We start from the raw sequence: 23760 nt of genomic DNA, 5'->3' as shown, positions 1-23760 counted from the left end.
TTCATACCTTGCTGGTTTATTTTATTAACCAATAAAAATAACCAACAAAACTTTTCAATGAAAAACCTGTTTTTATTCATCGCATTATTATGCTTAATCCCTGTTGAAGCCCAAAAAACAGTAGAAATCTTAACCTCGAAAAAACTAAACGGCGATCGCGAAATAACCATCGGTTTACCGCCTTCCTACGCCGAAAACAAAACCAAGAAATACCCGTTGCTCGTCCTGCTCGACGGCGATTACCTGTTTGACCCGTTCCAGGGTGCGCTCAACTACGGCGCTTATTGGGACGATTTGCCCGAAGTGATCATCGTCGGGATCAGCCAGAACAAGAAAGAAGAGCGCTACACCGACTGTGCCGTCGATGAAACCACCGGCCTTCCAGCCGAAAGCGGTGAGGCATTTTTCGAATTCATCGGCCAGGAACTCGTCCCGGCCATCGAAAAGAATTACCGCGTAGCCCCGTTCAAGATCATCGCCGGACACGACACCACAGCCGGGTTCATGAATTTTTACCTGTACAAAGACCAACCGCTTTTCGACGCCTACATCTGTATGAGCCCCGAATTGCCCAAAGGCATGGAGGAACAACTGCCCGAAAGGTTCCAGCTCATCCAGAAACCGATTTATTTCTACCAATCGACCGCCGATGGCGATGTCAAGAAAATGCAGCAGCGCATCCTGAAACTCGATGCCGAGGCCAAGAAAATCCAAAAGCCGACTTTCAATTATTCGTTCGACGAATTCAAGGGCGCCTCGCATTATTCGCTCGTTTTGCATTCGATTCCGAACGCCTTGTACCAATTTTTTCAAGTGTACCAACCGATATCCACGGCCGAATTCGACCAGAAAATCGTCGTACTGCCTTCGGGTTACACCGAATATTTGGTCAAGAAATATGACGTGATCGAAAAATCGCTGAGCATGAAACTGCCGATCCGCCTCAACGATTTCAAGGCGATTGAAGCGGCCATCCTTAAAAACAAAGCCTATGGCGAATTCGAACAACTCGCCGCGTTGGCCAAGAAGAATTACCCAAGATCGATGCTGTCGGACTACCACATGGGCATAATGTATGAAAAAACAGGCGACCTCAAGAAAGCGGTCAAAGCGTACCAAAGTGCTTTCCAGAAAGAGGAAATCGGCGACCTGACCAAAGACATGATGCTCAACAAGGCCGACGAACTCAAGAACATGTAAACCCTTTATGTCTAAAATTAAGACTGCCTTTTTTTGCCAGAATTGCGGAACCCAATATGCCAAATGGCAAGGCCAATGCAACGCCTGCAAAGAATGGAACACCATTGTCGAGGAACTCATCCAGAAGGAGGAAAAACAATCCTGGAAAACCACGACTTCGAATGAATCCAAACGAGTGGTCAAGCCACTTAAAATAAACGAAATCGATTCGGCACAGGAAATCCGGATGGATTCGTACGACAACGAACTCAATCGCGTGCTCGGTGGCGGCATCGTCCCGGGTTCGCTCATTTTGCTCGGCGGCGAACCCGGTATCGGGAAAAGTACGCTGTTGTTGCAGATTTCACTCAAATTGCCGTACAAAACTTTGTATGTTTCGGGCGAGGAAAGCCAGAAGCAGATCAAGATGCGCGCCGAACGGATCACGCCGAACGGTGACAATTGCTACATCCTGACCGAAACCAAGACGCAAAACATTTTCCGCCAGATCACCGAAATCGAACCCGATATTTTAATCATCGATTCGATCCAAACGCTGCACACCGATTACATCGAATCGTCTCCGGGCAGCATTTCGCAAATCCGCGAATGCACCGCCGAACTGATCAAATTCGCCAAGGAAACCAATGTTCCCGTGATCCTGATCGGGCACATCACCAAGGACGGCACGATCGCCGGACCCAAAATCCTCGAACACATGGTCGATACGGTGTTGCAATTCGAAGGTGACCGCAACCACGTCTACCGTATTTTGCGCTCGCTCAAAAACCGTTTCGGTTCGACCGCCGAACTCGGGATCTACGAAATGCAAGGTTCGGGTTTGCGCGAAGTCTCGAATCCATCGGAGATTTTGATTTCGCACAAAGGCGAGGAATTGTCGGGCACCGCTATCGCGTGTACGCTCGAAGGCATGCGTCCGCTCATGATCGAAATCCAGGCTTTGGTCAGCACCGCCGTTTACGGTACGCCGCAGCGTTCGACGACGGGCTACAACGCCAAAAGACTCAACATGATTTTAGCCGTTTTGGAAAAACGTGCCGGTTTTCGTTTGGGCACCAAAGACGTGTTCCTCAACATCACCGGCGGCATCACCGTTGATGATCCGGCGATTGATTTGGCCGTGGTTGCGGCGATTTTATCCTCCAACGAAGACATCCCGATCGGCGAAGGCTATTGCTTTGCGGGCGAGGTCGGACTCTCGGGCGAAATTCGTCCCGTGAACCGCGTCGACCAACGCATCCAGGAAGCCGAAAAACTCGGATTTACGACCATTTTCGTTTCCAAATTCAACAAAATTTCTCTTAAAAACACCGGAATCAAAGTGCGCCTGGTCTCGAAAATCGAAGACGTCGCCAGCGAATTGTTCGGATAATTCACTACCTTTAAAGTTGCCATGAAAACCAGAAAAAGAACTACGAAACAGAAATGGATACTCGCCGCAAAAATTTTCGGGGCATGCTTTGTTTTGTTGGTGGCCCTGGCGCTGATCTTCCGAGAAAGCATTCTGCAAAAGGCGCTCGTCGAGGTTTCCGAAAAAATGGACCGCGATTACCACTGTAAATTCTCGGTCAAGGAAGCCAAATTCGACGGACTCACAAGCGTCGCGCTCCAAGACATTCTGCTCGTTCCGCACCAAGCCGACACCTTATTCCGCATACAAACCGTGAGGACGCAGGTCAATTTCTGGCACCTGCTCACCGGAAGCATCCAACTCAGCAGCCTTGAAGCCAAGAACGGGTTCGTGCAATTGGTCAAGACTGAAAAGGGCAAAAACTTCGATGCTTTTCTCCCGAAGAAAAAGAAAACTGAATCCGATTCCAACAAAAAAACCAATTACGCCGAACTCGCCTACAAGATTTTAACCCAGGCGCTCAACCTGATTCCGACCGACATGAAGCTCGAAAACCTGTCGCTGCGCATGGACGACATGGGCAAGAAAGCGACGTTGAGCCTGATCAAGATGGCGCTCGAGGACAAACAGCTCGAAAGCGCGATCCAGGTACAGACCAATACGTTTACACAGCGTTGGCGCATTGCCGGTATGGCCGATCCGCGCAACAAAAAAACCGATTTGCGTTTTTTCAACATCGATACCGGGAAAATCAAGGTGCCGTATTTTGACGAACGCTACAATTTGAAAGCGGCTTTCGATTCGATCCGGCTCAAGGTCGACAACATCGATATGGACGGCGATGAATTGCACATCGACGGTTTTTCCTCGATTGCGAATCTGCAGGTCAACCACGAGAAAATTGCGAGCAAGGACGTCATCATCAAGGACGCAAAATTCGACTACCATTTCCTGTTCGGCGAAAATTTCATAGCGATCGACAGTTCGTCTACGGCGCAGCTCAACAAGATGAAATTCCATCCGTATGTGGAATACAACAACGAAAAGGACAAAATCTACCGACTCAAGGTCGCGATCCCCAAAATGAAGGCGCAGGATTTCATCGAATCGCTGCCCGAAGGGTTGTTTACGCATTTCGAAGGCATGGTGGCCGAAGGCACTTTCGATTACCACCTCAATTTCGAATACAACAAGGACAAACCAAGCGGCATTGTTTTCGACAGCAACCTGCACAAGGAAAACCTCGAGATCATCAAATACGGCGAGGCCGACCTGGCCAAACTCAATGGCCCGTTCACCTACCGCGCGATCATCAACGATGTGCCGCAACGACCGATTTATGTGGGCAGTTCAAATCCGAATTACGCGCCCTTAAGTTCAATTACACCCTATTTGCGCAAGGCCGTTTTGACGACCGAAGACCCGTCGTTCTTTTCGCACAAAGGATTCATCAACGAAGCGTTCAAGCAATCGATTGTCAAGAACATCAAGACCAAGAAATTTGCGCGCGGCGCGAGTACGATTTCAATGCAATTGATTAAGAATGTTTTCCTGACACGCGAAAAAACTTTGTCCAGAAAACTCGAGGAAATCCTGCTCGTGTACATCCTCGAAAACAACCGTATTGTGAGCAAGGAACGCATGCTCGAAGTGTATTTCAACATCATCGAATGGGGCCCGAATGTCTATGGCATCGGCGAGGCTTCGCATTTTTATTTCGAAAAATCGCCTTCGCAATTGTCGCTCAACGAATGTTTGTTTCTGGCCAACATCATCCCGAGCCCGCGCAAATTCATGTACCAGTTCAACAGCGATGCGAACCTCAAGCCGTATGCCAGAAGCCGCGACCGCCAGGTGCGCAACCTCATGCTGCGCCGCGGGGTCATTACACCGATTGACACGATTTATGAACTTCCGATCATGGTGACCGGGCCGGCGCGTTCGTTTGTGCGTACCAAACAACAACTCGTACAGGAAATCGATTCGACTTCGATAGAAGAATTCGACTTTTGATTGAAATTCTGTAAGTTATTCATCTCCAACCTATAACCGATTGGACAAATATTGTTTACATTTATTCTTTCTAATCAAATACCGCAATCCTATGAAAACTAAAATTACGCTATTGCTTTTAGCATTATCGGCCAGTTGCTTTGCGCAGACCATCGCATTACAGCAATTTGCCACCGGGCTTTCGGCTCCCGTGGAAATCGTCCACGCCGGGGATGCCCGATTGTTCATCGTCCAGCAAGGCGGTGCGATTCGCATTGCCAATCCCGACGGAACGCTCAAGCCCAACAATTTCCTCACACTGACCACCGCGACCATTTCGACCGGCGGCGAACGCGGCCTGCTTGGTTTGGCATTCCATCCCGAATATGCGACCAATGGATACTTTTATGTGAATTACACCCGCACCGGTGACGGGGCCACAGTCGTCGCGCGCTATTCCGTAGACCCGAACAATCCCGATATTGCCTTGACTACCGGCCTGCCATTGATTACCATTGCACAACCCTTTACCAACCACAACGGCGGGACTTTGCGTTTCGGCCCTGACGGTTACCTGTACATCGGGATGGGCGATGGCGGAAGCGGCGGCGATCCAGGCAACCGCGCACAGAACATCAACGAAAATCTCGGAAAAATGCTGCGCATCGATGTCAATACTGTTTCGGGGATTTTGAATTACGGCATTCCGCCCGACAATCCGTTTGCCAATGCAGACGGAAATGATGAGATCTGGGCCGTCGGGTTGCGCAATCCGTGGAAATTCTCGTTCGACAGTGGCAACGGCGATCTGTGGGTAGCCGATGTGGGCCAAAATGCCGTCGAAGAAATCAACCATGTCAGCGGCAATCCCGCCGGATTGAACTATGGCTGGAAGTGCTATGAAGGCAACAACACTTACACGGCCGGTTGTGCCCAGCCCAATGTGACCTATACCTTTCCCGTGGCGACTTATCCACATTCGGGCGGCGCGCCTTGCTACTCGATCACCGGGGGTTATGTGTACCGCGGGACGCAGTATCCGAACATGCTCGGCAAGTATTATTTCGCCGATTATTGCATCAACCGCATCGGGATGGTCAATACCACTACGAACGCGATTACCTATTCTTCGAACTTTCCCAACATCAGTGGCTATACCAGTTTTGGACAAGATCTTGGCGGTGAATTGTATGTGGCCGCCGCCGATCAGGGCAGAATTTACCGCATCGTCGACAGTTCGCTGGGTGTAAATGAATTTGACAAAATGGCCTTTTCGATTTCGCCGAATCCGGCCAGCGCCGAGTTCTTTGTCAAGATGACCAATGGCCAATATCCGGCAACGGTCAGCGTGGTCGACATCACCGGAAAAACATTGCTGAGCCAGTCGCTCGATTCAGAAACCAATGCCATCAGCACCGGATTGTTCCAAAGCGGGGTTTATGTAGTCAATGTAAAAGACAACAACGGCGCGGTTTCGAGCTCGAAACTCGTCCTCACCAAATAATAACAAAAAAACCGAGTTAAGGTGCGGGATCGGGAAACCGGTTTTGCACCTTTTCTATTTCCCGTACAATCGAATCGGACAATTCCATATTTTGCGAACCGATGTTTTCCTCGAGCTGCGCCATACTGGTCGCCCCAATGATCGTTGACGTTACAAACGATTGCTGCTGTACAAAAGCCAATGCCATTTGCGTCACAGATAAACCATGATCCGAAGCAATTTGCTGGTACATTTTCGATGCTTCGCGTGTGGATTGCGAATTGTATCGGGCGAAATTGGGAAACAAATTGAGTCGCGCGTTCGGATCTTGGGTTTCGACATTGTATTTGCCCGACAACAAACCAAAAGCCAATGGCGAATATGCCAAAAGCCCGACTTTTTCACGATAGGCAATTTCATGCAACGTCATTTCAAAAGTGCGGTTGACCAAGGAATATGGATTCTGTATGGTTGTAATTTTGGGCAAATCGTGCTTCTTGCTTTCCTCAAGAAAACGCATCACGCCCCAAGGCGTTTCATTCGACAGGCCAATCGTACGGATTTTTCCCTCTCGAATCAGTCCCGATAATGCTTCCAAAACCGATTGGATGTTGTCTTCCCACGCATCATCTTCGGCCTTAAACGCGCGCTGCCCAAAAAAATTGACCTTTCGCTCGGGCCAATGCAATTGATATAAGTCGATATAATCGGTTTGCAAACGCGACAAACTTTTGTCCAACGATTCGCGTATCGTTTGCGCATTGAAACCCAAATCTTCACGGATGAAAGCCAATCCGCGGTTCGCGCCCGCAATCTTCGAAGCCAACACGATTTCTGAACGCTTGCCCGTTTTCTTGAGCCAATTCCCGATAATGATTTCGGTATGGCCGTAAGTGGGTTCGTGTGCCGGCACCGGGTACATTTCGGCCGTGTCGATAAAGTTGATGCCTTGGTCCAGCGCATAATCGATTTGCGCATGGCCTTCGGTTTCAGTATTCTGTCGCCCGAAAGTCATCGTGCCAAGGCAGATTTTGGAAACCTCGATTTGGGTATTGGGGAGTTGGGTGTATTTCATTAGGTAGTGCCTGAGTAGCTGAGTGCCTGAGTAGCTGAGTGCCTGAGTAGCTGAGAAAAAACTCAGGTACTCAGGCACTTTTAAACTCAGGAGCTTTTTTACAATTCGTTGAGCATTTTCGAAATCTCATCCAATTTTGGCGTCAGGATGATTTCGATGCGACGGTTTTTGGCCTTGCCTTCGGCCGTCGTGTTCGGCATGATCGGCGCGTATTCGCTACGGCCCGCCGCGGTCAGGTTTGATTTGTTGACCTTTTTGTTTTCGCCCAGGATGTTGACGATGGCGGTCGCTCTTTTGGTCGACAAATCCCAGTTGTCGGCAATCGCGCCCGATCCGGCGTACGCCACGTCGTCGGTGTGGCCTTCGATCAGGACGGAAATGTCGGGGTTGTCGCCGAGTACTTTACCGACTTCGACCACGGCCCGTTTTCCTTCGGCGCCGACGGCCCAGCTTCCAGAGGAGAACAACAATTTGTTTTCCATCGAGACGTAGACCTTGCCGTTTTTCATCTGTACGGTCAAGCCTTTGCCTTCAAAGCTGTTGAGCGCTTTCGACAGGGTTTCCTTGAGTTTTTTCATCGCGGCGTCCTTGTTGGCCATCATGTTTTCGAGTTCGGCCAAACGGCGCGACGAATCGTCGAGGTCGTTGCGGAGTTTGTCCAGACGCGATTGCTCAGCGGCGAGCGCCTTTTCCTTGGCTTCGAGTTGTGCCAACAGGTCGCGGTTTTTGTTCATGTTGGCGGCCAAAGCGTCGTCGCTGTTTTTAGACAAAGCATCGTAAGACGATTGCAAGGCCGCCAAATTATTGGTCGCCGACTTGAGATCGTTAGAGAGTTTGTCGCGCTCGGTCCTGGTTTTGGCGAGTTCCGATTGCAAAGAAGCGTAATCGGTTTCGAGTTTGTTCTTGGCTTTTTCGCAATCCTTGCCTTCGTCCTGCAATTTGCGGTTTTCCTTGCGCAGGTTGGCGTAGCGTTCTTCGAGTTCGTTGTAGACTTTTTTGGAAACGCAGGAAGTGGCCAGGGCCAATGTGACTGCGAATAGAGAGACTTTTTTAATCATTTTCTGTACTTTATGGTTTTACTTTATGCTCTTTTGGATGCGGATGCACTAGCCCGGATAGTAGCGGAAATCCTTTTGAACGAAGTCCCGACGCTTCGGGACGGAGTTTCAAAAGATTGCAGCGGATAGCCGGAAACAGCTCCTAAACAATCTCGGCCAATACCGGGCAATGGTCCGAATGGTTCGCTTCCGACAAAATCACGGCACGTGTGAGTCGGTTTTCAATAGCACGGCTCACGAGAATATAATCGAGACGCCAACCCTTGTTGTTGCCACGCGCACCGGCACGGTAGCTCCACCAGGTGTAATTGTGCGGATCCTTGTTGAAATGGCGGAAGCTGTCGATGAAACCGTTGTTGATGAACACGTCGAGCCACGCGCGTTCCTCGGGCAAAAAGCCGGAAACGTTTTTGTTGCGAATCGGGTCGTGGATGTCGATCGGTTGGTGACAGATATTGTAATCGCCACAGATGACCAGGTTCGGGATTTGCTCGCGCAGGTTGTGGATGTACTGGTGGAAATCGTCCATGTACATGAACTTGTGGTCGAGCCGCGCGAGATTGGTTCCCGAGGGCAGGTACAAGCTCATGATCGACACATCGCCAAAATCGACGCGCAAATTGCGTCCCTCGAAATCCATGTGCCCGATGCCGGTGCCGAAAACCACATTATCGGGTTTGGTCTTGCACAAAACCGCGACGCCACTGTAGCCTTTCTTTTGCGCCGGATACCAATATTGGTACGGATAGCCGGCCGCTGCGATATCGGCGGTCGGGATCTGGTCTTCCATTGCTTTGATTTCCTGCAGGCAGATCACATCGGGGTTTGCCTGTTGGAGCCAATCGATAAATCCTTTGGATATGGCCGCACGGATTCCGTTGACATTATAGGAAATGATCTTCATTTTAATGTAAAAATTTGGTTTTCAAAAGTAGTAAAATTTGCAAAGTATAATTCACAAAAGCGTCAGAAAGTGGACTTTTTTGCTATCTTTGTTTCCGGCTCAAAAAACAAACAGTACATGGGTTTAGTCACCGCTAAAGAAGTTGCAAAAGCGATCAATGCTGAAAAATACGGGGTTTTGGGAACTTTTTCAGGGTGGCTTCTGATGAAGGTTCTTAAGATTTCGACCCTCAATAAAATCTACGACCGAACCAAGCACCACAAGGACCTTGATTTTCTCAATACGATCATCGATGAGTTCCAGATCAAGTTTGAGATTCCCGAAGAAGATTTCAAAAGACTTCCGAAAGAAGGACCGTACATTACCATTTCGAACCACCCGCTCGGTGGCGTCGACGGGATTTTGTTGCTCAAATTGATGCTCGAGCGCGAACCCAATTTTAAGATCATCGCCAATTTTTTACTCCATAGAATTGAACCTTTGAAACCGTTCATCATGCCCGTCAATCCTTTCGAGAATCTCAAAGGAACCAAATCGAGCGTGATCGGATTGAAAGAAACCTTGCGCCATTTGAGCGACGGCAAACCATTGGGAATGTTCCCGGCCGGCGAAGTGTCGACCTACAAAGACGGCAAGCTCATGGTCGATAAGGAATGGGAAGAAGGCGCGATCAAAGTGATTCGAAAAGCGCAGGTTCCTGTGGTTCCGATTTATTTCCACGCCAAGAACAGCGGTTTGTTTTACATGCTGTCGAAAATCAGCGACACCTTGCGCACGGCCAAATTGCCGTCGGAATTGCTGACGCAGAAAGACCGCGTGATCAAGGTGCGCATCGGGAAACCGATTTCGGTGGCCGAACAGAATGAGCACGAAACGATCGAAGCCTATTCGGATTTCTTGCGCAAGAAAACCTATATGCTCGCCAATGCGTTTGAAAAGGAAGCACCGTTTTTGACGACGCCGAATCTCAAACTGCCAAAGAACCCGAAAAAAATTGTCGCCCCGGCCAACAAGGAAAAAATGCAGGCCGAGGTCGAGATGCTGCGCAAGAATGACTGCCGTCTGACCCACAGCAAAAACTACGAGGTCTTTTTGACCGAAGCCGGAAAAATCCCGAACATCCTGCACGAAATCGGGCGTTTGCGCGAAATCACTTTCCGTGAAGTCGGCGAAGGCACGAACGAATCGTTGGATTTGGACAAATACGACAAATATTACCACCATATGTTTTTGTGGGACGACGACGCGAAGGAAATCGCGGGCGCGTACCGTATGGGCATGGGCTTGGAAATTTTCAAGAAATACGGAATCGACGGATTTTATCTGCAGGAATTGTTCCGCTTCGAACCCGAATTGTTCGACATGATGAGCAAGTCGATTGAGATGGGCCGTGCGTTCATCGTAGGCGAATACCAGCAAAAACCGATGCCGTTGTTCCTGCTTTGGAAAGGCATCGTACACTGCACTTTGCGTTATCCCGAGCACAAATATTTGATTGGTGGCGTGAGCATTTCGAACCAGTTTTCGGATTTCTCCAAATCGCTCATGATCGAGTTCATGAAGTCGCATTATTACGATCCGTACGTCGCACAATATGTCTATCCGAAAAAGGAATTCAAGGTCAAACTCAAGGACGCCGACAAGGATTTCGTATTCAACGAAGCCGAAGCCGATCTCAACAAATTCGACAAGATCATCGACGAGATCGAACCGGGGAATTTGAGACTTCCGGTGCTCATTAAGAAATACATCAAGCAGAATGCGCGCGTGATTGCGTTCAATGTCGATCCACTGTTCAACAATGCCGTCGACGGACTCATGTACATCCGCATCGCCGATTTGCCCGAAAGTACCGTCAAACCCGTGATGGAAGAATTCCAGGCGGAATTGGAGCGCAAGCTGTCGGAAAAAGGAGAATTGTCGGGGGACAATATTTAATTAGAAAATGAGTCAATTAGAAAATGCATCGCTGCATAATTATCTAATTGACTCATTTTCTAATTGACCAATTTATAAATTGTTTTGGAGGGCTTCCCATTCCTTTTGCGTCAAAATCGGTTTTTTCTCAAACTTTTCGCCTTCAATATAACGCACAATCGCTTCGGCGCGTTCCTTCGATTCGGGATGTGTGCTGACCCAGTAAAATTGTTCGGGCAAATATTGTTCGGTTGATAGTTTGTACAGGAAATCGGCGAGTTTGGACGGATCGAGATTCGCTTTCATCATGTAATCGACGCCGGTCAAATCGGCCTCCGATTCGAGTTCGCGGTCATAGGCCGAGGACGACAACATCTTGGCCGCTTCCTTGATCATTTCGGGGCTTCTGCCGCCGGTCGTGATCGAAATCAGCATCGTGAGTCCGATTTCCTTGACGAGTTTTTTCATCACATGATTCTTTTCTATGTGCGCCATTTCGTGGCACAACACTCCGGCGAGTTCGCTTTCGTTGTCGCAATTTTCGATGAGTCCGCTGTAAATCAAGAGGTAACGGTTGGGCATCGCAAAGGCGTTGATTTCGTCCTTTTCGATGACGTGTACCTTGATTGTCTTGCGGTCGATACCATTTTTCTCGGCAATACGCGTAACGAGTTTATCGACCAGTTTATTGACCGAATCATTGGTGACGACGGTTTCCGAGCGTTTGATGGTTTCCCAAAACAGATCGCCGAGCTTCTCCTCGGTGCTGCTTGTCGCTTCCTTGATGTTGAATGCCTTGAGGTAATCAATCTGCGAAAGCGCAAAAAAAGTCCCCGCAAAACAGGCGATTAAAATGATGGCTTGTACAAATGGATTCCTCATGGCTTACAGGTGGCGTTGGTTAGGTTTCCGAAAAAGAAGAATTCGACGTGGATGCCTTTGCGCGTCTGGATGGCGCCATACATGGTCGAGATGAATTCGATCAGGTTGAAAATGATGACAGTGAACAAATACGCAAAATATTGATTGGTCGGTTTTTCGTCCTGGAACAAGATCGAAAACGTCCACCAAAAACTGATGCTGTTCACGGGCAACAAAGCCAATTGCGAATAAAAAGCCTGCAGGCAATGCCAGCGGACGAAATAAGTTCCTTTGCGGTTGGCCACATAAAAAAACAAACTGGCCAGCATGTTGACAATCGGAAACGGCAATCCGGCGACGACGGCAACGAGCGACATCAGGTAGCTGTTCGATGCTTTTTCGGCTTCGTGTTCGCTCGGAACATAAGGAAAAGTGGTAGTCATAGGTTTTTGTTTATATTCCAAATCCAGTTCAGGATAACGAGAATCACTAATACAACAGCAATCCATTTGGTGGTTACGATTTTTTCGGTTTTGCGGTAGGCGTCAAATAAGATTTGCTTTTTCGACAGCACATCATAGAGCAATCCAATGGGGATCAAAACCATCAGCATTCCTACAATAATGCCGATCGGATTCATCATCAAGGCACCAAGCCAATCGCCTTCAAACAACAGCAATTTCACCGAACGCGTTGTGCCACAGGACGGACAGGGATAACCGGTTACGGTCTTTAGAATGCACGGATGTACTTCGGCGCCCTTAAAGATTTCATCGGTGTAGAACGACAAACCGAGGTATACAAAACCAAAAAAACAAGCTATAGCCAATAGTGTATATAACTTGTTTTTGGTCATATTTTAGGGTAATCTTAGTGTGCCAGTTGCTGGAAAGTCTGCATGTTTTTCTCGCGTGTCGCGCCCATGATCAGGAACCAGTCTACGATGGCCCAGATGCCAAATCCGCCACAGGTAAGCAATTTACCGATACCCATTCCGGTATCGCCGATCATGAAACGGTCGATGCCCAAACTTCCGGCCAACAAAGACACGATGATGCTCGTCGTTGGGTCTTTGAATTGTGCGGTTTGCAACATCGACCATTTGTTGTCGTCCATTTGCAAAAGGGTTTCGCGAATTGAATTGAGGTGGTGTGCTTCAAAGAACTTGCTGTTCGACATCAAGAACATGTCTACTTTTTGTGAATCCATAATTTTGGTTTGTTTAGTGATTATTGGTTAAAAATATAAAATTTATTGAAATGCGCGGTCGTTTGGCTGCCAAAGTTCAATTTTATTTCCTTCGGGATCAACAATCCAGGCAAACTTGCCATAGTCGTAGCTTTCGGGTGTCCCGACCACGGTCACGCCTTCTGCCCTAAGGTTTTCGAGCAAAAGGTCGAGGTTTGCGACGCGGAAATTCTGCATGAACGGCTTCTCGCTCGGTTGGAAATATTTCGTATCCTCTGCAAACGGCGACCATTGCGTTGAGCAGTCGTTTCCGTTGGTATCTTTCCACCAAAAAGTCGAACCGTATGGATCGGTTTGCAACCCCAAATGTTTGCCGTACCAGGCCACGAGTTCCTTTGGGTTTTTCGATTTGAAGAACACCCCCCCGATTCCGGTCACCCGTTTCTGGACTTGATCCGATTCGGGTGTGCCAAAATATTGCTGCTTGATTTTATCGACAATCACTTGCGCCAACCTTTCGTGGCTTTCAAACGTCCAGCCCGCGATGTGCGGCGACAGGATGACTTTGTCCGAGCGCAGCAAATAATTGAAAGCCTCGGGGATTTCACGGTCGTGGAACAAATGTTCGAACGACAATTTCTCGTATTCGAGCACGTCGAGCCCGGCGCCGAGCACTTTGCCCGATTCCAGGGCCGCAGCCAAATCTGCCGTCACGACATTTTTGCCGCGCGAGGTGTTGATCAGCCAAAACGGTTTGGCAAAGGCGTCGATGAAACTGGTGTTGACCATTTTATCGGTTTCGGCCGTCCACGGAATGTGCAGGCTCAGCACATCGGATTGTTGTTGCAATTCGGCCAAAGAAACCTGTTTGGCATTCGCATCGCCCACATTGTCGAGGATGTCGTAGCACAAGACGTTGACTTCAAAACCGCGCAGCTTCTTGGCGAACGATTTTCCCATGTTGCCATAACCGATGATGCCGATCGTTTTGCCGTCGAGTTCGTGTCCGCGGTTGGACTCGCGGTTCCAATGCCCCGCGCGGATTTGCGCATCGGCGGTATTGATTTTATTGAACAAGGCCAGCAACATCGCCAACGCATGTTCGCCTACCGCATTGCGGTTGCCTTCGGGAGCGGCAATCAGCGTGACCTTTTTTTCGGCAGCATAGGCTTCATCAATACTTTCGAGCCCGGCCCCGACTCGTGCGATGAATTGCAAATTCGTTGCTTTATCGAGAAAAGTTTGGTCGATCTTGAAACGGCTGCGGATCACGATGCCGTGGTAGTCTTGTATTTTGGCCTCGATTTGTTCCTTGGTCGAAGTGTAGTCTTCGTCGTTGGAGAATCCGGCTTGTTGCAGTTGTGCGATCAACAGCGGATGGTTGCTGTCGAGGTGGAGGATTTTGGTGTTTTCGGGTTTCAAGCTTTTGGTTTTAGTTTACGGCGCCGGTTCGTTGCGCTCGAATTTCAAAGTTAAAAAACCATTTCCACAAAGCATCGGATTTATTTAAAATACATATATTTGAAATTCAACAATTTAAACCCAATTTATGGCCGACACTCCCAAAAGCACTTTTGAAAATACGATTGAATTATTAAAGACCCTATTGTGGCCCGTCATTATTTTGTTCTTTTTCTTTGGCTACAAAACCGAAATCGACCAGATGATTGCGGTACTGCCCCAAAAATTTGAAAATTCATCGAAGTTCTCCGTCGGGTCATTCTCATTCGAAATCGAGCAGAAGGCCAAAAAGTCGGGCAATGAGGAATTGGGAGAAATCATCAAAGGGTTGTCCAGCCCGGCCATCCGGAAAATGATTACGATGGGACAAGGAGGCCAAAGCATCGTTAACCATACATCCGACAACAGCGAGTTCGCCTTGTCGAGTGATTTTGATGCCTTATTGGAACTTGAAGCGTCAGGTTTGGTTCAATCGGATGTGCCGCTCAAAGAATTTCGTTCTTATTTCGAGCAACTCAAACCCCAAGAGCGGGACATTCAATCCAAAACAGCCGATGGGCAGCCTATCCGCAAAACAAGACGCTTCGTATACGCCAATAAACTAAAACCGGAACAGCTCCAATACCTAAGCGGTGTGAGGGTTGCGCTGTCGGAAAAAGGCAAAAAAGCATTTGCCATCGTCCTCCAGGTCATCGGAGAACAAATCAAACAATAGCAAGTCAAAATGACCAAAGCAAAAGCCATTTTTTTATCGGGATTTACCGCCGGGACGCTCGATATACTCGCCGCTTTTTTGGTGTATTCCGTCCTAATGCAGGTGGCCGATGCCCCACAAATCCTGCGGTCGATTGCAAGCGGCGTTTTTGGCAAACAAGCTTATGTCGATTCGACTATGATGCCGCTCATCGGGTTGTTTTTGCACTACTGCATCGCGTTTGCGTTTGCGGTTTTTTACTTTTGGGTCTATCCGTTGGTGAAATTGCTCCATCAAAACAGAATCGTTTAGGGACTGCTGTATGGCATTTTTGTTTGGATGGTGATGAATTTGATTGTGCTCGAAATTGTATTTCCAAACCGCGTTTTTCCCAGTTTACAGGACAATTTGATTGGAATGATGATTTTGATGGTTGCCGTTGGATTGCCGATTTCGATGGTTACCAATAAACATTATTCGGGGGTGCGTTAGCGATGGAAGCGGCATCCTTTTGCGGCGAGCACAGCGAGCCGTAAAAGATAAAGCGGACAGCGCGACGGCGGCGCAGCAAGCCGGAACGCCCACAAAATCTAAATTCCCAAAATCACTTTAGCAATACTAAAGTACAGCAAAATCCCAAAAACGTCGTTGGTCGTCGTGATGAACGGTCCTGTGGCGAGTGCGGGGTCGACCTTGTAGCGGTTGAGCAACATCGGGATCAAAGTCCCAAGTACACCGGCGAAAATAATGACGACAATCAGTGAAATACCGATGGCGAGTCCGGCCATGTATTCGCCATAAATCATCGAGTGGAAACCGAAAACGGTCAGCGCAATGATCGCTCCCGAGATCATCGCCACGCGCAATTCCTTGGCGAGATAGCCTTTGCTGAACGACGTAAACGTACCGTTGGCCAAGCCTTGTACGACGAGCGCCGAAGCCTGTGCGCCGATGTTTCCAGCCGTAGCCGAAAGCAGTGGTACGAAAATAATCAAGGTTTGGTAGGTATGAAACGCCTCCTCGTTGCCTTTGAGAATGAACGAGGCGAAGAATTCGATGAACATACCCATGAGCAGCCACGGCAAACGCGCCTTGGTGAGTTCGAGCACGGTATCGCCCGCCTCGACGTCTTGCGTGATACCGGCCGCCAACTGGTAATCTTTGTCGGCTTCCTCCTTGATCACGTCTACGATGTCGTCGATGGTGATTCTTCCGACGAGCCTGCCCATTTCATCGGTAACCGGAATCGCTTCCAAATCGTATTTCTGCATGATCCGCGCGACTTCGACATCTTCGGTATCGACATTGACCGAGTTGAGTTTGCGGATGTACACATCGTTGATGGGTTTTTTGGTCGAGCTGACGAGCAAATCCTTGAGCGACAAACGGCCTTTGAGGCGGTCTTCGTCATCGACGACATAAATGGAATGTACGCGTGAGATGTTTTCGGCCTGTATGCGCATTTCCTTGACGCAATGCAAAACCGTCCAGTTTTCGTTGACTTTCACGAGTTCCTTGTGCATGAGTCCACCGGCGGTGTTTTCCTTGTAGCGCAAGAGTTCAACGATGTCCTTGGCGTGCTCGACGTCTTCGAGCTCCTGGATGACTTCTTCTTTTTTCTCCTGCGACAACTCGGCGATGATGTCGGCCGCGTCGTTGGTTTCGAGCTCGTCGAGTTCTTCGGCGATTTCTTTTGGGGAAAGGCGTTTGAGGATTTTCTCGCGCAAATCGTCTTCCATTTCCAGAAGGATTTCCGCGGTCTTTTCGCTTTCGAGGACCTTAAAAATATAAGTCGCATCGTCGATATCGAGCTCGTCGAGGATTTCGGCGATGTCGGCAAAGTGCAAATCAGCGAGCAGCACTTCGAGTTCGGTGCTGTTGTTGCTGCGGATCAAATCCTGCAGTTGCGTGATGAGTTCTTTGCTGATTTTAAACTCCATCGGCTTCTATCTTTTGCGTAAGTGCGATAAACTCCTCGACCGAGAGCTGTTCCGGTCGCTGGTCAAAGATACTATCTTCTCGCAAATTATCCGACAAATTTAAAGTTTTTAAACTGTTACGAATCGTCTTGCGGCGCTGCCCGAAAGCCGTTTTTACCACGTTGAAAAACAACTTCTCGCTGCACGGCAAACTGAAGTTTTCCTTACGGCGCAAACGCAAAACCCCCGATTTGACTTTGGGCGGCGGGTTAAAAACGTCCTCGCTGACGGTAAACAAATACTCGGCCTCGTAAAATGCCTGTACCAGTACCGACAGGATGCCGTAGGTTTTCGAGCCTTTCTTTTCGCAGATGCGTTCGGCGACTTCCTTTTGGAACATGCCCGAGAATTCGGGAATTTGTGCGCGCATATCGAGCATGCGAAACACAATCTGCGACGATATGTTGTACGGGAAATTGCCGATGATCGCGAGCGGCTCGCCCTTGAAAACCTCGTTGATGTCATACCTGAGGAAGTCCTTCGACAAGATGTGCCCGTGCAGTTTCGGGTAATGTCCATTGAGGTAATCGACCGATTCGGTGTCGATCTCAATCACATAGACATTGACGGGTTTGTCGAGCAAATATTTGGTCAGTACGCCCATGCCCGGCCCGATTTCGAGTACATATTCGTAGCCTTCCAGACTCAAGGTGTCGGCGATTCTTTTGGCTACCGATTCGTCCTTGAGGAAATGCTGGCCGAGGTGTTTTTTGGCTTTTACCTTATCCATTGGGGATTGTAGATTGTAGATTTTAGATTTCAGATTTTGGAATTCCGTTTTTAGAATTCCGAAAGCACTTCGAGTTCCGTACGGAAATACAAGGCTTGGTCGCCCCATAGTTGCAAACCTTCCTGGCGCAGCCTGGGTGCATCTTCTGTGTAATATTTTTCGAGCGTGGCTTTGTCTTTGGCCACGTATTGGGCGGCAAAAACGATTCCTTCCATCGGCTGGTCGACGTGCACGCGTACGAGTTTGGCCGAAAGGAATTTACCCGTTGCCATGACCTCGGGCATGTGCACATCGTTCATCCACAACAGCCATTGGTCGTGGATTTCTTCTTGCAGGTTGATGGTGACGTTATAGATGATCATAATTTAGATAATTAGGAAATTAGATAATTAGATAATGAGGATTAGCGTTTCAAATTTTCTAATTGCTTCGCCAGTTCGGCTAAAGCCTTGTGCGACTCATTTTCTAATTGTCCAATTAAAGATTCGTATCGCCGCGCAATTGCCTGAATTTCTTTCGCGCATCGACAAAATAAATGCTGTCTTGGTGCCCGAATAGAATTTTCTCATACAACGGTTTGGCTTTCTCGGGATCTTTGAGTTGTTTGTTGTAAATCTCGGCCGAAAAATACAGCGCTTCGTCAATGTAAATGCTTTCGGCGTGTTGGTCGATGATGGCTTGGTACTGAATCAACGCGGCGTTGTAATCGCCCATTTTCTCATAGGTTTTCCCAATCCGAAGCAAGGTCACGGCTTCGATTTCCTGTCCTTTGAAATCCTTTAAAATGGTTTGGAATTGGGCCAATGCGTCTTGGTTTTTATTCTGGTACAACAAATAATCGGCGCGCGCGAATTTCTTGAGCGCGGTTTGGGTCGAATCGGCGGCGGTGTTGTCGGCCAAAAGCAGGAAATATTCGAGCGCATCGTTGGCGATCAGTTGGGTCGACGCCGACTTGAGCGCCTTGAATTGCTGTTGCGCCCACTGGAAATCGGCCTTGAAATAACTCGTCCGCGCCGATTTGAGGCTCGCTTCGTGCCCCACGACATCGTTCTTGAGATCTTCCTCGATCTGCGAATAATAAATGAGTGCCTGGTTGAATTTTTCCTCGAACAGCAAAATGTCGGCGAGTTCCATCTTGACATCGGCGATTTGGTATTTGCTCAATGGCAATTCGAGCGCGCTCTTGAGAATCGTTTTACCTTCCTCGGGCTTCTTGAGGTTGAACGTCAGGAAATGCGCGTCGAGGATTTGCAGCGACAGCGAATACGGACTGATGCCGAATTGCTTGAGCAACAGCGCCAAATCTGCGGCAATCGCCTCGTAATCCTTGGGTTGCGCGGCGTTGATGCGCATTTCTGTCAGGTAATAATTCGCCTGGATCTGCAATTCGATGTCGCGGGTGTTTTCGAGGATGAAGTTGAAAATTTCCTTCGCGGTTTCGGTTTCGCCTTCCTCGATCGACAGTTGCGCGAGGTTGACGATGTTCGAGAACGTCTCTGGATCGCGTTTGTAGATCGCTTTTTCCTGGATGAACGCCTTGCCGTATTCTTTCTGCTGTACATAAAACCAACTCAAATACTGGTTCCAGAAAATGTCCTGGTTTTTCTGTGCGCGCACGAGCAACGCCTTGCGCAGCGATTCGTTGAAACTCGCCTCGCCGTCCTCGGTCATGAAACGTGTCAATTGGTTTTGGATCATGATCGAATTCTGCGGATTGGCGAAAGCCTCGGTCAGGAACATGTCGATCATCTTCTCGGTATCGCCCGATTGGCCGTACAGCAAGGCCATCTGGAAGTTGAAGTTGAATTTGGGTTCGAGCGAAACCGCCAATTGATACGCCTGCAGCGCATAATCGATCAGCACTTTTTTCTCAAAAGTCGCGGCAATCCCGTAGACTTCGTTTGGATTTTTCCTGATTTTGTCGATGGCTTCCTGGTAGTATTTCTTGGCCTTGGACTCATCTTTCTTGAGTTGGAAATTGTAGCCCAATTCGACGAGCAAACTGCCCATCGGATACCGCGCCATACGGTCCTGGATCGCTTTTTCGGCTACATCGAATTGTAGCAATTGCTGGTAGGATTCGACCAGCCGTTGGAAATAAAAACTGTTGCCGGGTTGCGATTTGATCAATTCCTCATAGCTGAGTTTGGCCTTCTCGAAATCGCCTTTGTCGAAATAATTCTGCGCCAATTGTTCATTCTGCGCGAAAGCACAAAACGAGACGAGCAAACAGCAGTAAAGGAAAAATCGCTTCTTCATTGGGCAATAAACAACAATGTACTAAAGTAACACATTTCGTGTCAAATTAGTACATCGTTAGAAAAGATTAACGTCTAGTTGATGATGTCGAATCCGGTGTACGGACGCAGCACTTCTGGAATCACGATGCCTTCAGGCGTCTGGTAGTTTTCGATGATGCCCGCCAAGACACGCGGTAACGCCAACGAACTGCCGTTGAGCGTGTGCGCGAGTTGGTTCTTGCCGTCCTTGTCGCGGAAACGCAACTTGAGTCGGTTGGCCTGGAACGTCTCAAAATTCGACACCGAAGAAATTTCGAGCCAACGGTCCTGCGCGGTCGAGAACACTTCAAAATCATAAGTCAACGCAGAGGCAAAACTCATGTCGCCGCCACACAAACGCAAGATTCTATACGGCAATTTCAATTCTTTCAAGATGTTTTTGACGTGTTCAACCATGCCGTCGAGCGCCGCATAGGAATTTTCGGGCTTCTCGATGCGTACGATTTCGACCTTGTCGAATTGGTGCAAACGGTTGAGCCCACGCACGTGCGCGCCATAAGAGCCCGCTTCGCGACGGAAGCAAGGCGTATATCCGGTCGCCATTACAGGCAATTCGTTTTCGCTCAGGATGACATCGCGGTACAGATTCGTCACAGGCACTTCGGCGGTCGGGATCAGGTACAAATCATCGATGCCCACATGGTACATCTGTCCTTCCTTATCGGGCAATTGTCCGGTTCCGTAACCCGATGCTTCGTTGACCAGGTGCGGCACCTGGAATTCGTTGTAGCCCGCTTCGGTATTCTTGTCGAGGAAATAGCTGATCAGCGCGCGCTGCAATTTGGCGCCTTTGCCTTTGTATACGGGAAATCCGGCACCGGTAATTTTGGTCCCGAGCTCGAAATCGATGATGTCGTATTTCTTGACAAGTTCCCAATGCGGCTGTGCGCCTTCGTGCAATTTCGGGATGTCGCCTTCCTGGAATACATTGAGGTTTTCCTCGGGCGTTTTGCCTTCTGGGACAATATCGGCCGGAAGGTTGGGCAACAAATATAATTTCTGGCTCAACTCATGGGCGAAAGCTTCGGCCTTTTCAGACAGTTCTTTGCTTTGCTCCTTGAGTGTCGTGGTTTTTTCTTTGAGTATCGTTGCTTTGGCTTTTTCGCCGCTGCGCATCAAATCGCCGATGTCCTTGGACAACCTGTTGGATTCGGATAAAACGTTGTCGAGTTCTACCTGTGTGGCACGGCGTTTTTCATCGAGCTGCACCACTTCTTCCACCAAGGTCTTGGCGTCCATGTGTTTTTTTGCCAGGGCGCGGATGACTTTCTCCTGGTTGTCCCTGATAAATGCGATCTGTAACATACTGTGATTTTTAACGGCCGGATTCCTTTCCGGACGAGGCGCAAATTTAATAAATGTTTTTAGAAAAAAAGAACGCTCCGCTTAAAGAAGAAAGACCGTTTCACTGAAAGGGCAAAGACTGTTTTGCCGCAAGAAGTCGAAATGTGTTCAAAAAAGCGAGCAACCAAAAGATAAATTGCACATCCTAAAAAGAAAATTAGCAATAAAAAAGCATTTTCAGTGATATTAACATGATTTGATTTGGTTATTCATTAGATTTGCGAAAAATTTTTGAAAAAAATGAAAAATCTATACCTGCTTATCGTATTGATTTCGGTTTCTGCCCTGGCACAGACCAACCGCCAAACGTTGGAAAACATCATTGAGGCCGAGAAAAAATCGGCGGCCAAGGTGATGAACCTGGCCATCAATCCCGACACCTATAATTATGACGTGACCTATTCCAAATTGGAATTCACGGTCAACCCGGCCGTGTACGGCATTACCGGAAAGGTAACGACGACTTACAAAGCCTTGGCCGATATGACCACCGTGATCTTCGACCTGGCCAAAATTACCGACGGGGACGATCCCAATTTCGACAACCAGATCGAGGTGACTTCGGTCAAGCAAAACAACGTCAATTTATCGTTTACGCGCAACGACGAGGAAATCATCATCACGCTTCCGGCGCTCCAACCGACGGGCGCTTCGGCTACGGTCGAAATCTCCTACAACGGTTCGCCTGCAGGAAGCGGATTCGGTTCTTTCATTATGGACGAGCACAACGGCACGCCCGTGATGTGGACGCTGTCCGAACCGTTCGGCGCACGCGACTGGTGGCCTTGCAAACAGGACCTCAACGACAAGATCGACGACGGTATCGATGTGTACATCACCGCACCCACGCAATACACCGCCGTGGCCAACGGTTTGCAGCAATCGGTGACCAACAACGGCAACGGCACCGAGACGACCCATTTCAAGCACAATTACCCGATCCCTGCCTATCTCGTCGCGATTGCGGTGACCAACTATACGATTTACACCCAGCAGGCCGGTTTGGGAACGGCCGAGAGTCCGTTTTTCCCGATCGTCAATTACAGCTATCCCGAAAATGCGACGGCCATCCAGAACAGCGTTGCCGTGACACCGGGCATCATGAATTTTTATGAGGAGAAATTTGGCCCTTATCCGTTCCGCAATGAAAAATACGGCCACTGCCAGTTTGCCTGGGGCGGCGGTATGGAACACACGACGGTTTCGTTCATGACCGCCGGAAACAATGGGTATTCGCGCAGCCTGATCGCACACGAATTGGGCCACCAATGGTTTGGCGACAAAGTGACCTGCGGCTCTTGGCGCGACATCTGGCTCAATGAAGGTTTTGCGACTTACCTCGCGGCCATGGTCATCGAGGAATTTGACGGGGACGATGCGTTTACGGATGAAAAAGCCGAAATGATCGATTACATCACGAGTTCAGCGGGCGGTGCGGTGTATCTGACCGCGAACGAAGCCAACGATGTCAACCGCATTTTCAGTGGAAGATTGACCTATAACAAAGGTGGAATGGTGCTCAACATGCTGCGTTTTAAAATTGGGGACACCGCTTTCTTCCAAGGATTACAGAATTATTTGACCGATCCGGACCACGCTTACGCCTATGCCTTGACGCCCGATTTGGAAGCACACATGGAAGCCGCTTCCGGTATGGACCTGACCGAGTTCTTCAACGACTGGGTCTACAAACAAGGTTATCCGATTTACGACATTACGGCGCACAATACGACTCCCGGACACGCCACGATCACCATCGTGCAAAACCAATCGCACAGTTCGGTGTCCTTTTTCGAGATGCCGGTACCGATTCGTTTGTATGGCAGCGGCGGACAACAACAAGACATCATTTTGCAGAACACCACCGACAACCAGGTGTTCAACATCGATGTGCCTTTTGTCATTACCGGGGTCGATTTCAATATCAAGAACGACATCATTACCCGCAACAGCGAAGCGGTATTGGGCACGGGAAGTTTCGATTTGATGACGGCCGTTTCACTGTATCCAAACCCGACGGCTGCGCAGTTGACGCTCGACTTGCCGGCAGGCGTTTCGGTTGAGAAAACCACTTTCTACAACACGCTCGGGCAAAAAGCCAAAGAATCAAAAGGCGAAACGAATTGGGATGTCTCAGGACTGGCATCAGGGGTTTATTTCCTCCAGGTAGAAACCAGTGCAGGAAGCAAACAAATGAAATTCATCAAGAAATAAAAGCAGCAA

General features: G+C 48.8%; 21 protein-coding genes and 1 pseudogene. 8 read left to right on the top strand and 14 right to left on the bottom strand.

Annotated features, from left to right (window positions below):
* Nucleotides 1-57: 57 nt before the first annotated feature.
* From QM717_RS08590 to QM717_RS08575, 4 genes are all read left to right on the top strand, one after another.
* A complete protein-coding gene (locus QM717_RS08590) occupies nt 58-1200 on the top strand; it encodes an alpha/beta hydrolase (protein WP_415036831.1) in 1143 nt (380 codons plus the stop codon).
* A gap of 7 nt (nt 1201-1207) precedes the next feature.
* Nucleotides 1208-2572, top strand: a complete 1365-nt coding sequence (gene radA, locus QM717_RS08585; RefSeq protein WP_415036829.1) for a DNA repair protein RadA — start codon at nt 1208-1210, stop codon at nt 2570-2572.
* 21 nt (nt 2573-2593) lie between these two features.
* Complete coding sequence (locus tag QM717_RS08580) at nt 2594-4564, top strand: transglycosylase domain-containing protein (protein ID WP_415036827.1); 1971 nt, start codon at nt 2594-2596, stop codon at nt 4562-4564.
* A 91-nt stretch (nt 4565-4655) separates the two neighbouring features.
* On the top strand, nt 4656-6047 hold the full coding sequence (locus tag QM717_RS08575; protein WP_415036825.1) for a PQQ-dependent sugar dehydrogenase: 1392 nt from the start codon (nt 4656-4658) through the stop codon (nt 6045-6047).
* Nucleotides 6048-6063: 16 nt separating this feature from the next.
* Here the strand turns inward: QM717_RS08575 and QM717_RS08570 are convergent, their stop codons facing one another.
* The 3 genes from QM717_RS08570 to QM717_RS08560 form a co-directional block, all read right to left on the bottom strand.
* On the bottom strand, nt 6064-7101 hold the full coding sequence (locus QM717_RS08570; RefSeq protein WP_415036823.1) for an NADP(H)-dependent aldo-keto reductase: 1038 nt from the start codon (nt 7099-7101) through the stop codon (nt 6064-6066).
* Nucleotides 7102-7199: 98 nt separating this feature from the next.
* Nucleotides 7200-8159 carry an OmpA family protein gene (locus QM717_RS08565; RefSeq protein WP_415036821.1) on the bottom strand — a complete coding sequence of 320 codons (960 nt, stop codon included), beginning with the start codon at nt 8157-8159 and terminating at the stop codon, nt 7200-7202.
* 142 nt (nt 8160-8301) lie between these two features.
* Nucleotides 8302-9063, bottom strand: a complete 762-nt coding sequence (locus QM717_RS08560) for an exodeoxyribonuclease III (protein ID WP_415036819.1) — start codon at nt 9061-9063, stop codon at nt 8302-8304.
* A 117-nt stretch (nt 9064-9180) separates the two neighbouring features.
* On the opposite strand from QM717_RS08560, the gene QM717_RS08555 reads away from it, so the two are divergent.
* Nucleotides 9181-11001, top strand: coding sequence for a GNAT family N-acyltransferase (locus QM717_RS08555; protein ID WP_415036817.1), 1821 nt, complete (start codon nt 9181-9183; stop codon nt 10999-11001).
* 72 nt (nt 11002-11073) lie between these two features.
* Here QM717_RS08555 and QM717_RS08550 read toward each other — a convergent pair whose 3' ends face one another.
* The 6 genes and pseudogenes from QM717_RS08550 to QM717_RS08525 all read right to left on the bottom strand — a co-directional run.
* On the bottom strand, nt 11074-11862 hold the full coding sequence (locus QM717_RS08550) for a M48 family metallopeptidase (protein WP_415036815.1): 789 nt from the start codon (nt 11860-11862) through the stop codon (nt 11074-11076).
* Nucleotides 11859-12284, bottom strand: a complete 426-nt coding sequence (locus QM717_RS08545; protein ID WP_415036813.1) for a hypothetical protein — start codon at nt 12282-12284, stop codon at nt 11859-11861. Before QM717_RS08545 ends, QM717_RS08550 begins: the two co-directional genes overlap by 4 nt.
* Entirely contained in the window at nt 12281-12697 is a 417-nt protein-coding gene (locus QM717_RS08540; RefSeq protein ID WP_415036811.1) for a DUF2752 domain-containing protein, read from the bottom strand. The genes QM717_RS08545 and QM717_RS08540 overlap by 4 nt, the downstream gene beginning before the upstream one ends.
* Before the next feature lie 14 nt (nt 12698-12711).
* Nucleotides 12712-13050: a TM2 domain-containing protein gene (locus QM717_RS08535; protein ID WP_415036809.1), complete on the bottom strand. Its 339-nt coding sequence runs from the start codon at nt 13048-13050 to the stop codon at nt 12712-12714.
* Nucleotides 13051-13092: 42 nt separating this feature from the next.
* A complete protein-coding gene (locus tag QM717_RS08530) occupies nt 13093-13449 on the bottom strand; it encodes a VOC family protein (protein WP_415040103.1) in 357 nt (118 codons plus the stop codon).
* A 51-nt stretch (nt 13450-13500) separates the two neighbouring features.
* Nucleotides 13501-14451: pseudogene (locus QM717_RS08525) on the bottom strand (2-hydroxyacid dehydrogenase); the annotation flags it as partial.
* 127 nt (nt 14452-14578) lie between these two features.
* Here QM717_RS08525 and QM717_RS08520 point away from each other — a divergent pair.
* Together QM717_RS08520 and QM717_RS08515 are read left to right on the top strand one after the other, a co-directional pair.
* A complete protein-coding gene (locus tag QM717_RS08520; RefSeq protein ID WP_415036807.1) occupies nt 14579-15205 on the top strand; it encodes a hypothetical protein in 627 nt (208 codons plus the stop codon).
* A 9-nt stretch (nt 15206-15214) separates the two neighbouring features.
* Complete coding sequence (locus QM717_RS08515; protein ID WP_415036805.1) at nt 15215-15496, top strand: hypothetical protein; 282 nt, start codon at nt 15215-15217, stop codon at nt 15494-15496.
* 278 nt (nt 15497-15774) lie between these two features.
* Here the strand turns inward: QM717_RS08515 and mgtE are convergent, their stop codons facing one another.
* The 5 genes from mgtE to serS all read right to left on the bottom strand — a co-directional run bounded on the left by mgtE (nt 15775) and on the right by serS (nt 21498).
* A complete protein-coding gene (gene mgtE / locus QM717_RS08510) occupies nt 15775-17124 on the bottom strand; it encodes a magnesium transporter (protein WP_415036803.1) in 1350 nt (449 codons plus the stop codon).
* Nucleotides 17114-17893, bottom strand: a complete 780-nt coding sequence (gene rsmA, locus QM717_RS08505; RefSeq protein WP_415036801.1) for a 16S rRNA (adenine(1518)-N(6)/adenine(1519)-N(6))-dimethyltransferase RsmA — start codon at nt 17891-17893, stop codon at nt 17114-17116. Before rsmA ends, mgtE begins: the two co-directional genes overlap by 11 nt.
* Before the next feature lie 50 nt (nt 17894-17943).
* The gene (locus QM717_RS08500) at nt 17944-18255 is read right to left on the bottom strand and encodes a DUF4286 family protein (protein ID WP_415036799.1); all 312 of its coding nucleotides are present in this window, start codon (nt 18253-18255) and stop codon (nt 17944-17946) included.
* A 115-nt stretch (nt 18256-18370) separates the two neighbouring features.
* A complete protein-coding gene (locus tag QM717_RS08495; RefSeq protein ID WP_415036797.1) occupies nt 18371-20152 on the bottom strand; it encodes a tetratricopeptide repeat protein in 1782 nt (593 codons plus the stop codon).
* Nucleotides 20153-20226: 74 nt separating this feature from the next.
* On the bottom strand, nt 20227-21498 hold the full coding sequence (serS, locus tag QM717_RS08490) for a serine--tRNA ligase (RefSeq protein ID WP_415036795.1): 1272 nt from the start codon (nt 21496-21498) through the stop codon (nt 20227-20229).
* A gap of 279 nt (nt 21499-21777) precedes the next feature.
* On the opposite strand from serS, the gene QM717_RS08485 reads away from it, so the two are divergent.
* Nucleotides 21778-23751: a M1 family aminopeptidase gene (locus QM717_RS08485; RefSeq protein WP_415036793.1), complete on the top strand. Its 1974-nt coding sequence runs from the start codon at nt 21778-21780 to the stop codon at nt 23749-23751.
* Nucleotides 23752-23760: the final 9 nt, after the last annotated feature.

It is taken from the genome of Flavobacterium sp. (genome assembly GCF_047602195.1).
Taxonomy (GTDB): Bacteria; Bacteroidota; Bacteroidia; order Flavobacteriales; family Flavobacteriaceae; genus Flavobacterium.
This window is presented reverse-complemented; position numbering and strand designations above follow the sequence as displayed.

Bases quoted from the DNA above. Each gene is read 5' to 3' on its own strand.
- QM717_RS08535 (WP_415036809.1), bottom strand. From the start codon at position 13,050: ATGGATTCACAAAAAGTAGACATGTTCTTGATGTCGAACAGCAAGTTC.
- QM717_RS08515 (WP_415036805.1), top strand. From the start codon at position 15,215: ATGACCAAAGCAAAAGCCATTTTTTTATCGGGATTTACCGCCGGGACG.
- QM717_RS08590 (WP_415036831.1), top strand. From the start codon at position 58: ATGAAAAACCTGTTTTTATTCATCGCATTATTATGCTTAATCCCTGTT.
- radA (WP_415036829.1), top strand. From the start codon at position 1,208: ATGTCTAAAATTAAGACTGCCTTTTTTTGCCAGAATTGCGGAACCCAA.
- QM717_RS08575 (WP_415036825.1), top strand. From the start codon at position 4,656: ATGAAAACTAAAATTACGCTATTGCTTTTAGCATTATCGGCCAGTTGC.
- QM717_RS08570 (WP_415036823.1), bottom strand. From the start codon at position 7,101: ATGAAATACACCCAACTCCCCAATACCCAAATCGAGGTTTCCAAAATC.
- QM717_RS08560 (WP_415036819.1), bottom strand. From the start codon at position 9,063: ATGAAGATCATTTCCTATAATGTCAACGGAATCCGTGCGGCCATATCC.
- QM717_RS08540 (WP_415036811.1), bottom strand. From the start codon at position 12,697: ATGACCAAAAACAAGTTATATACACTATTGGCTATAGCTTGTTTTTTT.
- QM717_RS08555 (WP_415036817.1), top strand. From the start codon at position 9,181: ATGGGTTTAGTCACCGCTAAAGAAGTTGCAAAAGCGATCAATGCTGAA.
- QM717_RS08580 (WP_415036827.1), top strand. From the start codon at position 2,594: ATGAAAACCAGAAAAAGAACTACGAAACAGAAATGGATACTCGCCGCA.
- mgtE (WP_415036803.1), bottom strand. From the start codon at position 17,124: ATGGAGTTTAAAATCAGCAAAGAACTCATCACGCAACTGCAGGATTTG.
- serS (WP_415036795.1), bottom strand. From the start codon at position 21,498: ATGTTACAGATCGCATTTATCAGGGACAACCAGGAGAAAGTCATCCGC.
- QM717_RS08550 (WP_415036815.1), bottom strand. From the start codon at position 11,862: ATGAGGAATCCATTTGTACAAGCCATCATTTTAATCGCCTGTTTTGCG.
- QM717_RS08565 (WP_415036821.1), bottom strand. From the start codon at position 8,159: ATGATTAAAAAAGTCTCTCTATTCGCAGTCACATTGGCCCTGGCCACT.
- QM717_RS08500 (WP_415036799.1), bottom strand. From the start codon at position 18,255: ATGATCATCTATAACGTCACCATCAACCTGCAAGAAGAAATCCACGAC.
- rsmA (WP_415036801.1), bottom strand. From the start codon at position 17,893: ATGGATAAGGTAAAAGCCAAAAAACACCTCGGCCAGCATTTCCTCAAG.
- QM717_RS08520 (WP_415036807.1), top strand. From the start codon at position 14,579: ATGGCCGACACTCCCAAAAGCACTTTTGAAAATACGATTGAATTATTA.
- QM717_RS08545 (WP_415036813.1), bottom strand. From the start codon at position 12,284: ATGACTACCACTTTTCCTTATGTTCCGAGCGAACACGAAGCCGAAAAA.
- QM717_RS08485 (WP_415036793.1), top strand. From the start codon at position 21,778: ATGAAAAATCTATACCTGCTTATCGTATTGATTTCGGTTTCTGCCCTG.
- QM717_RS08495 (WP_415036797.1), bottom strand. From the start codon at position 20,152: ATGAAGAAGCGATTTTTCCTTTACTGCTGTTTGCTCGTCTCGTTTTGT.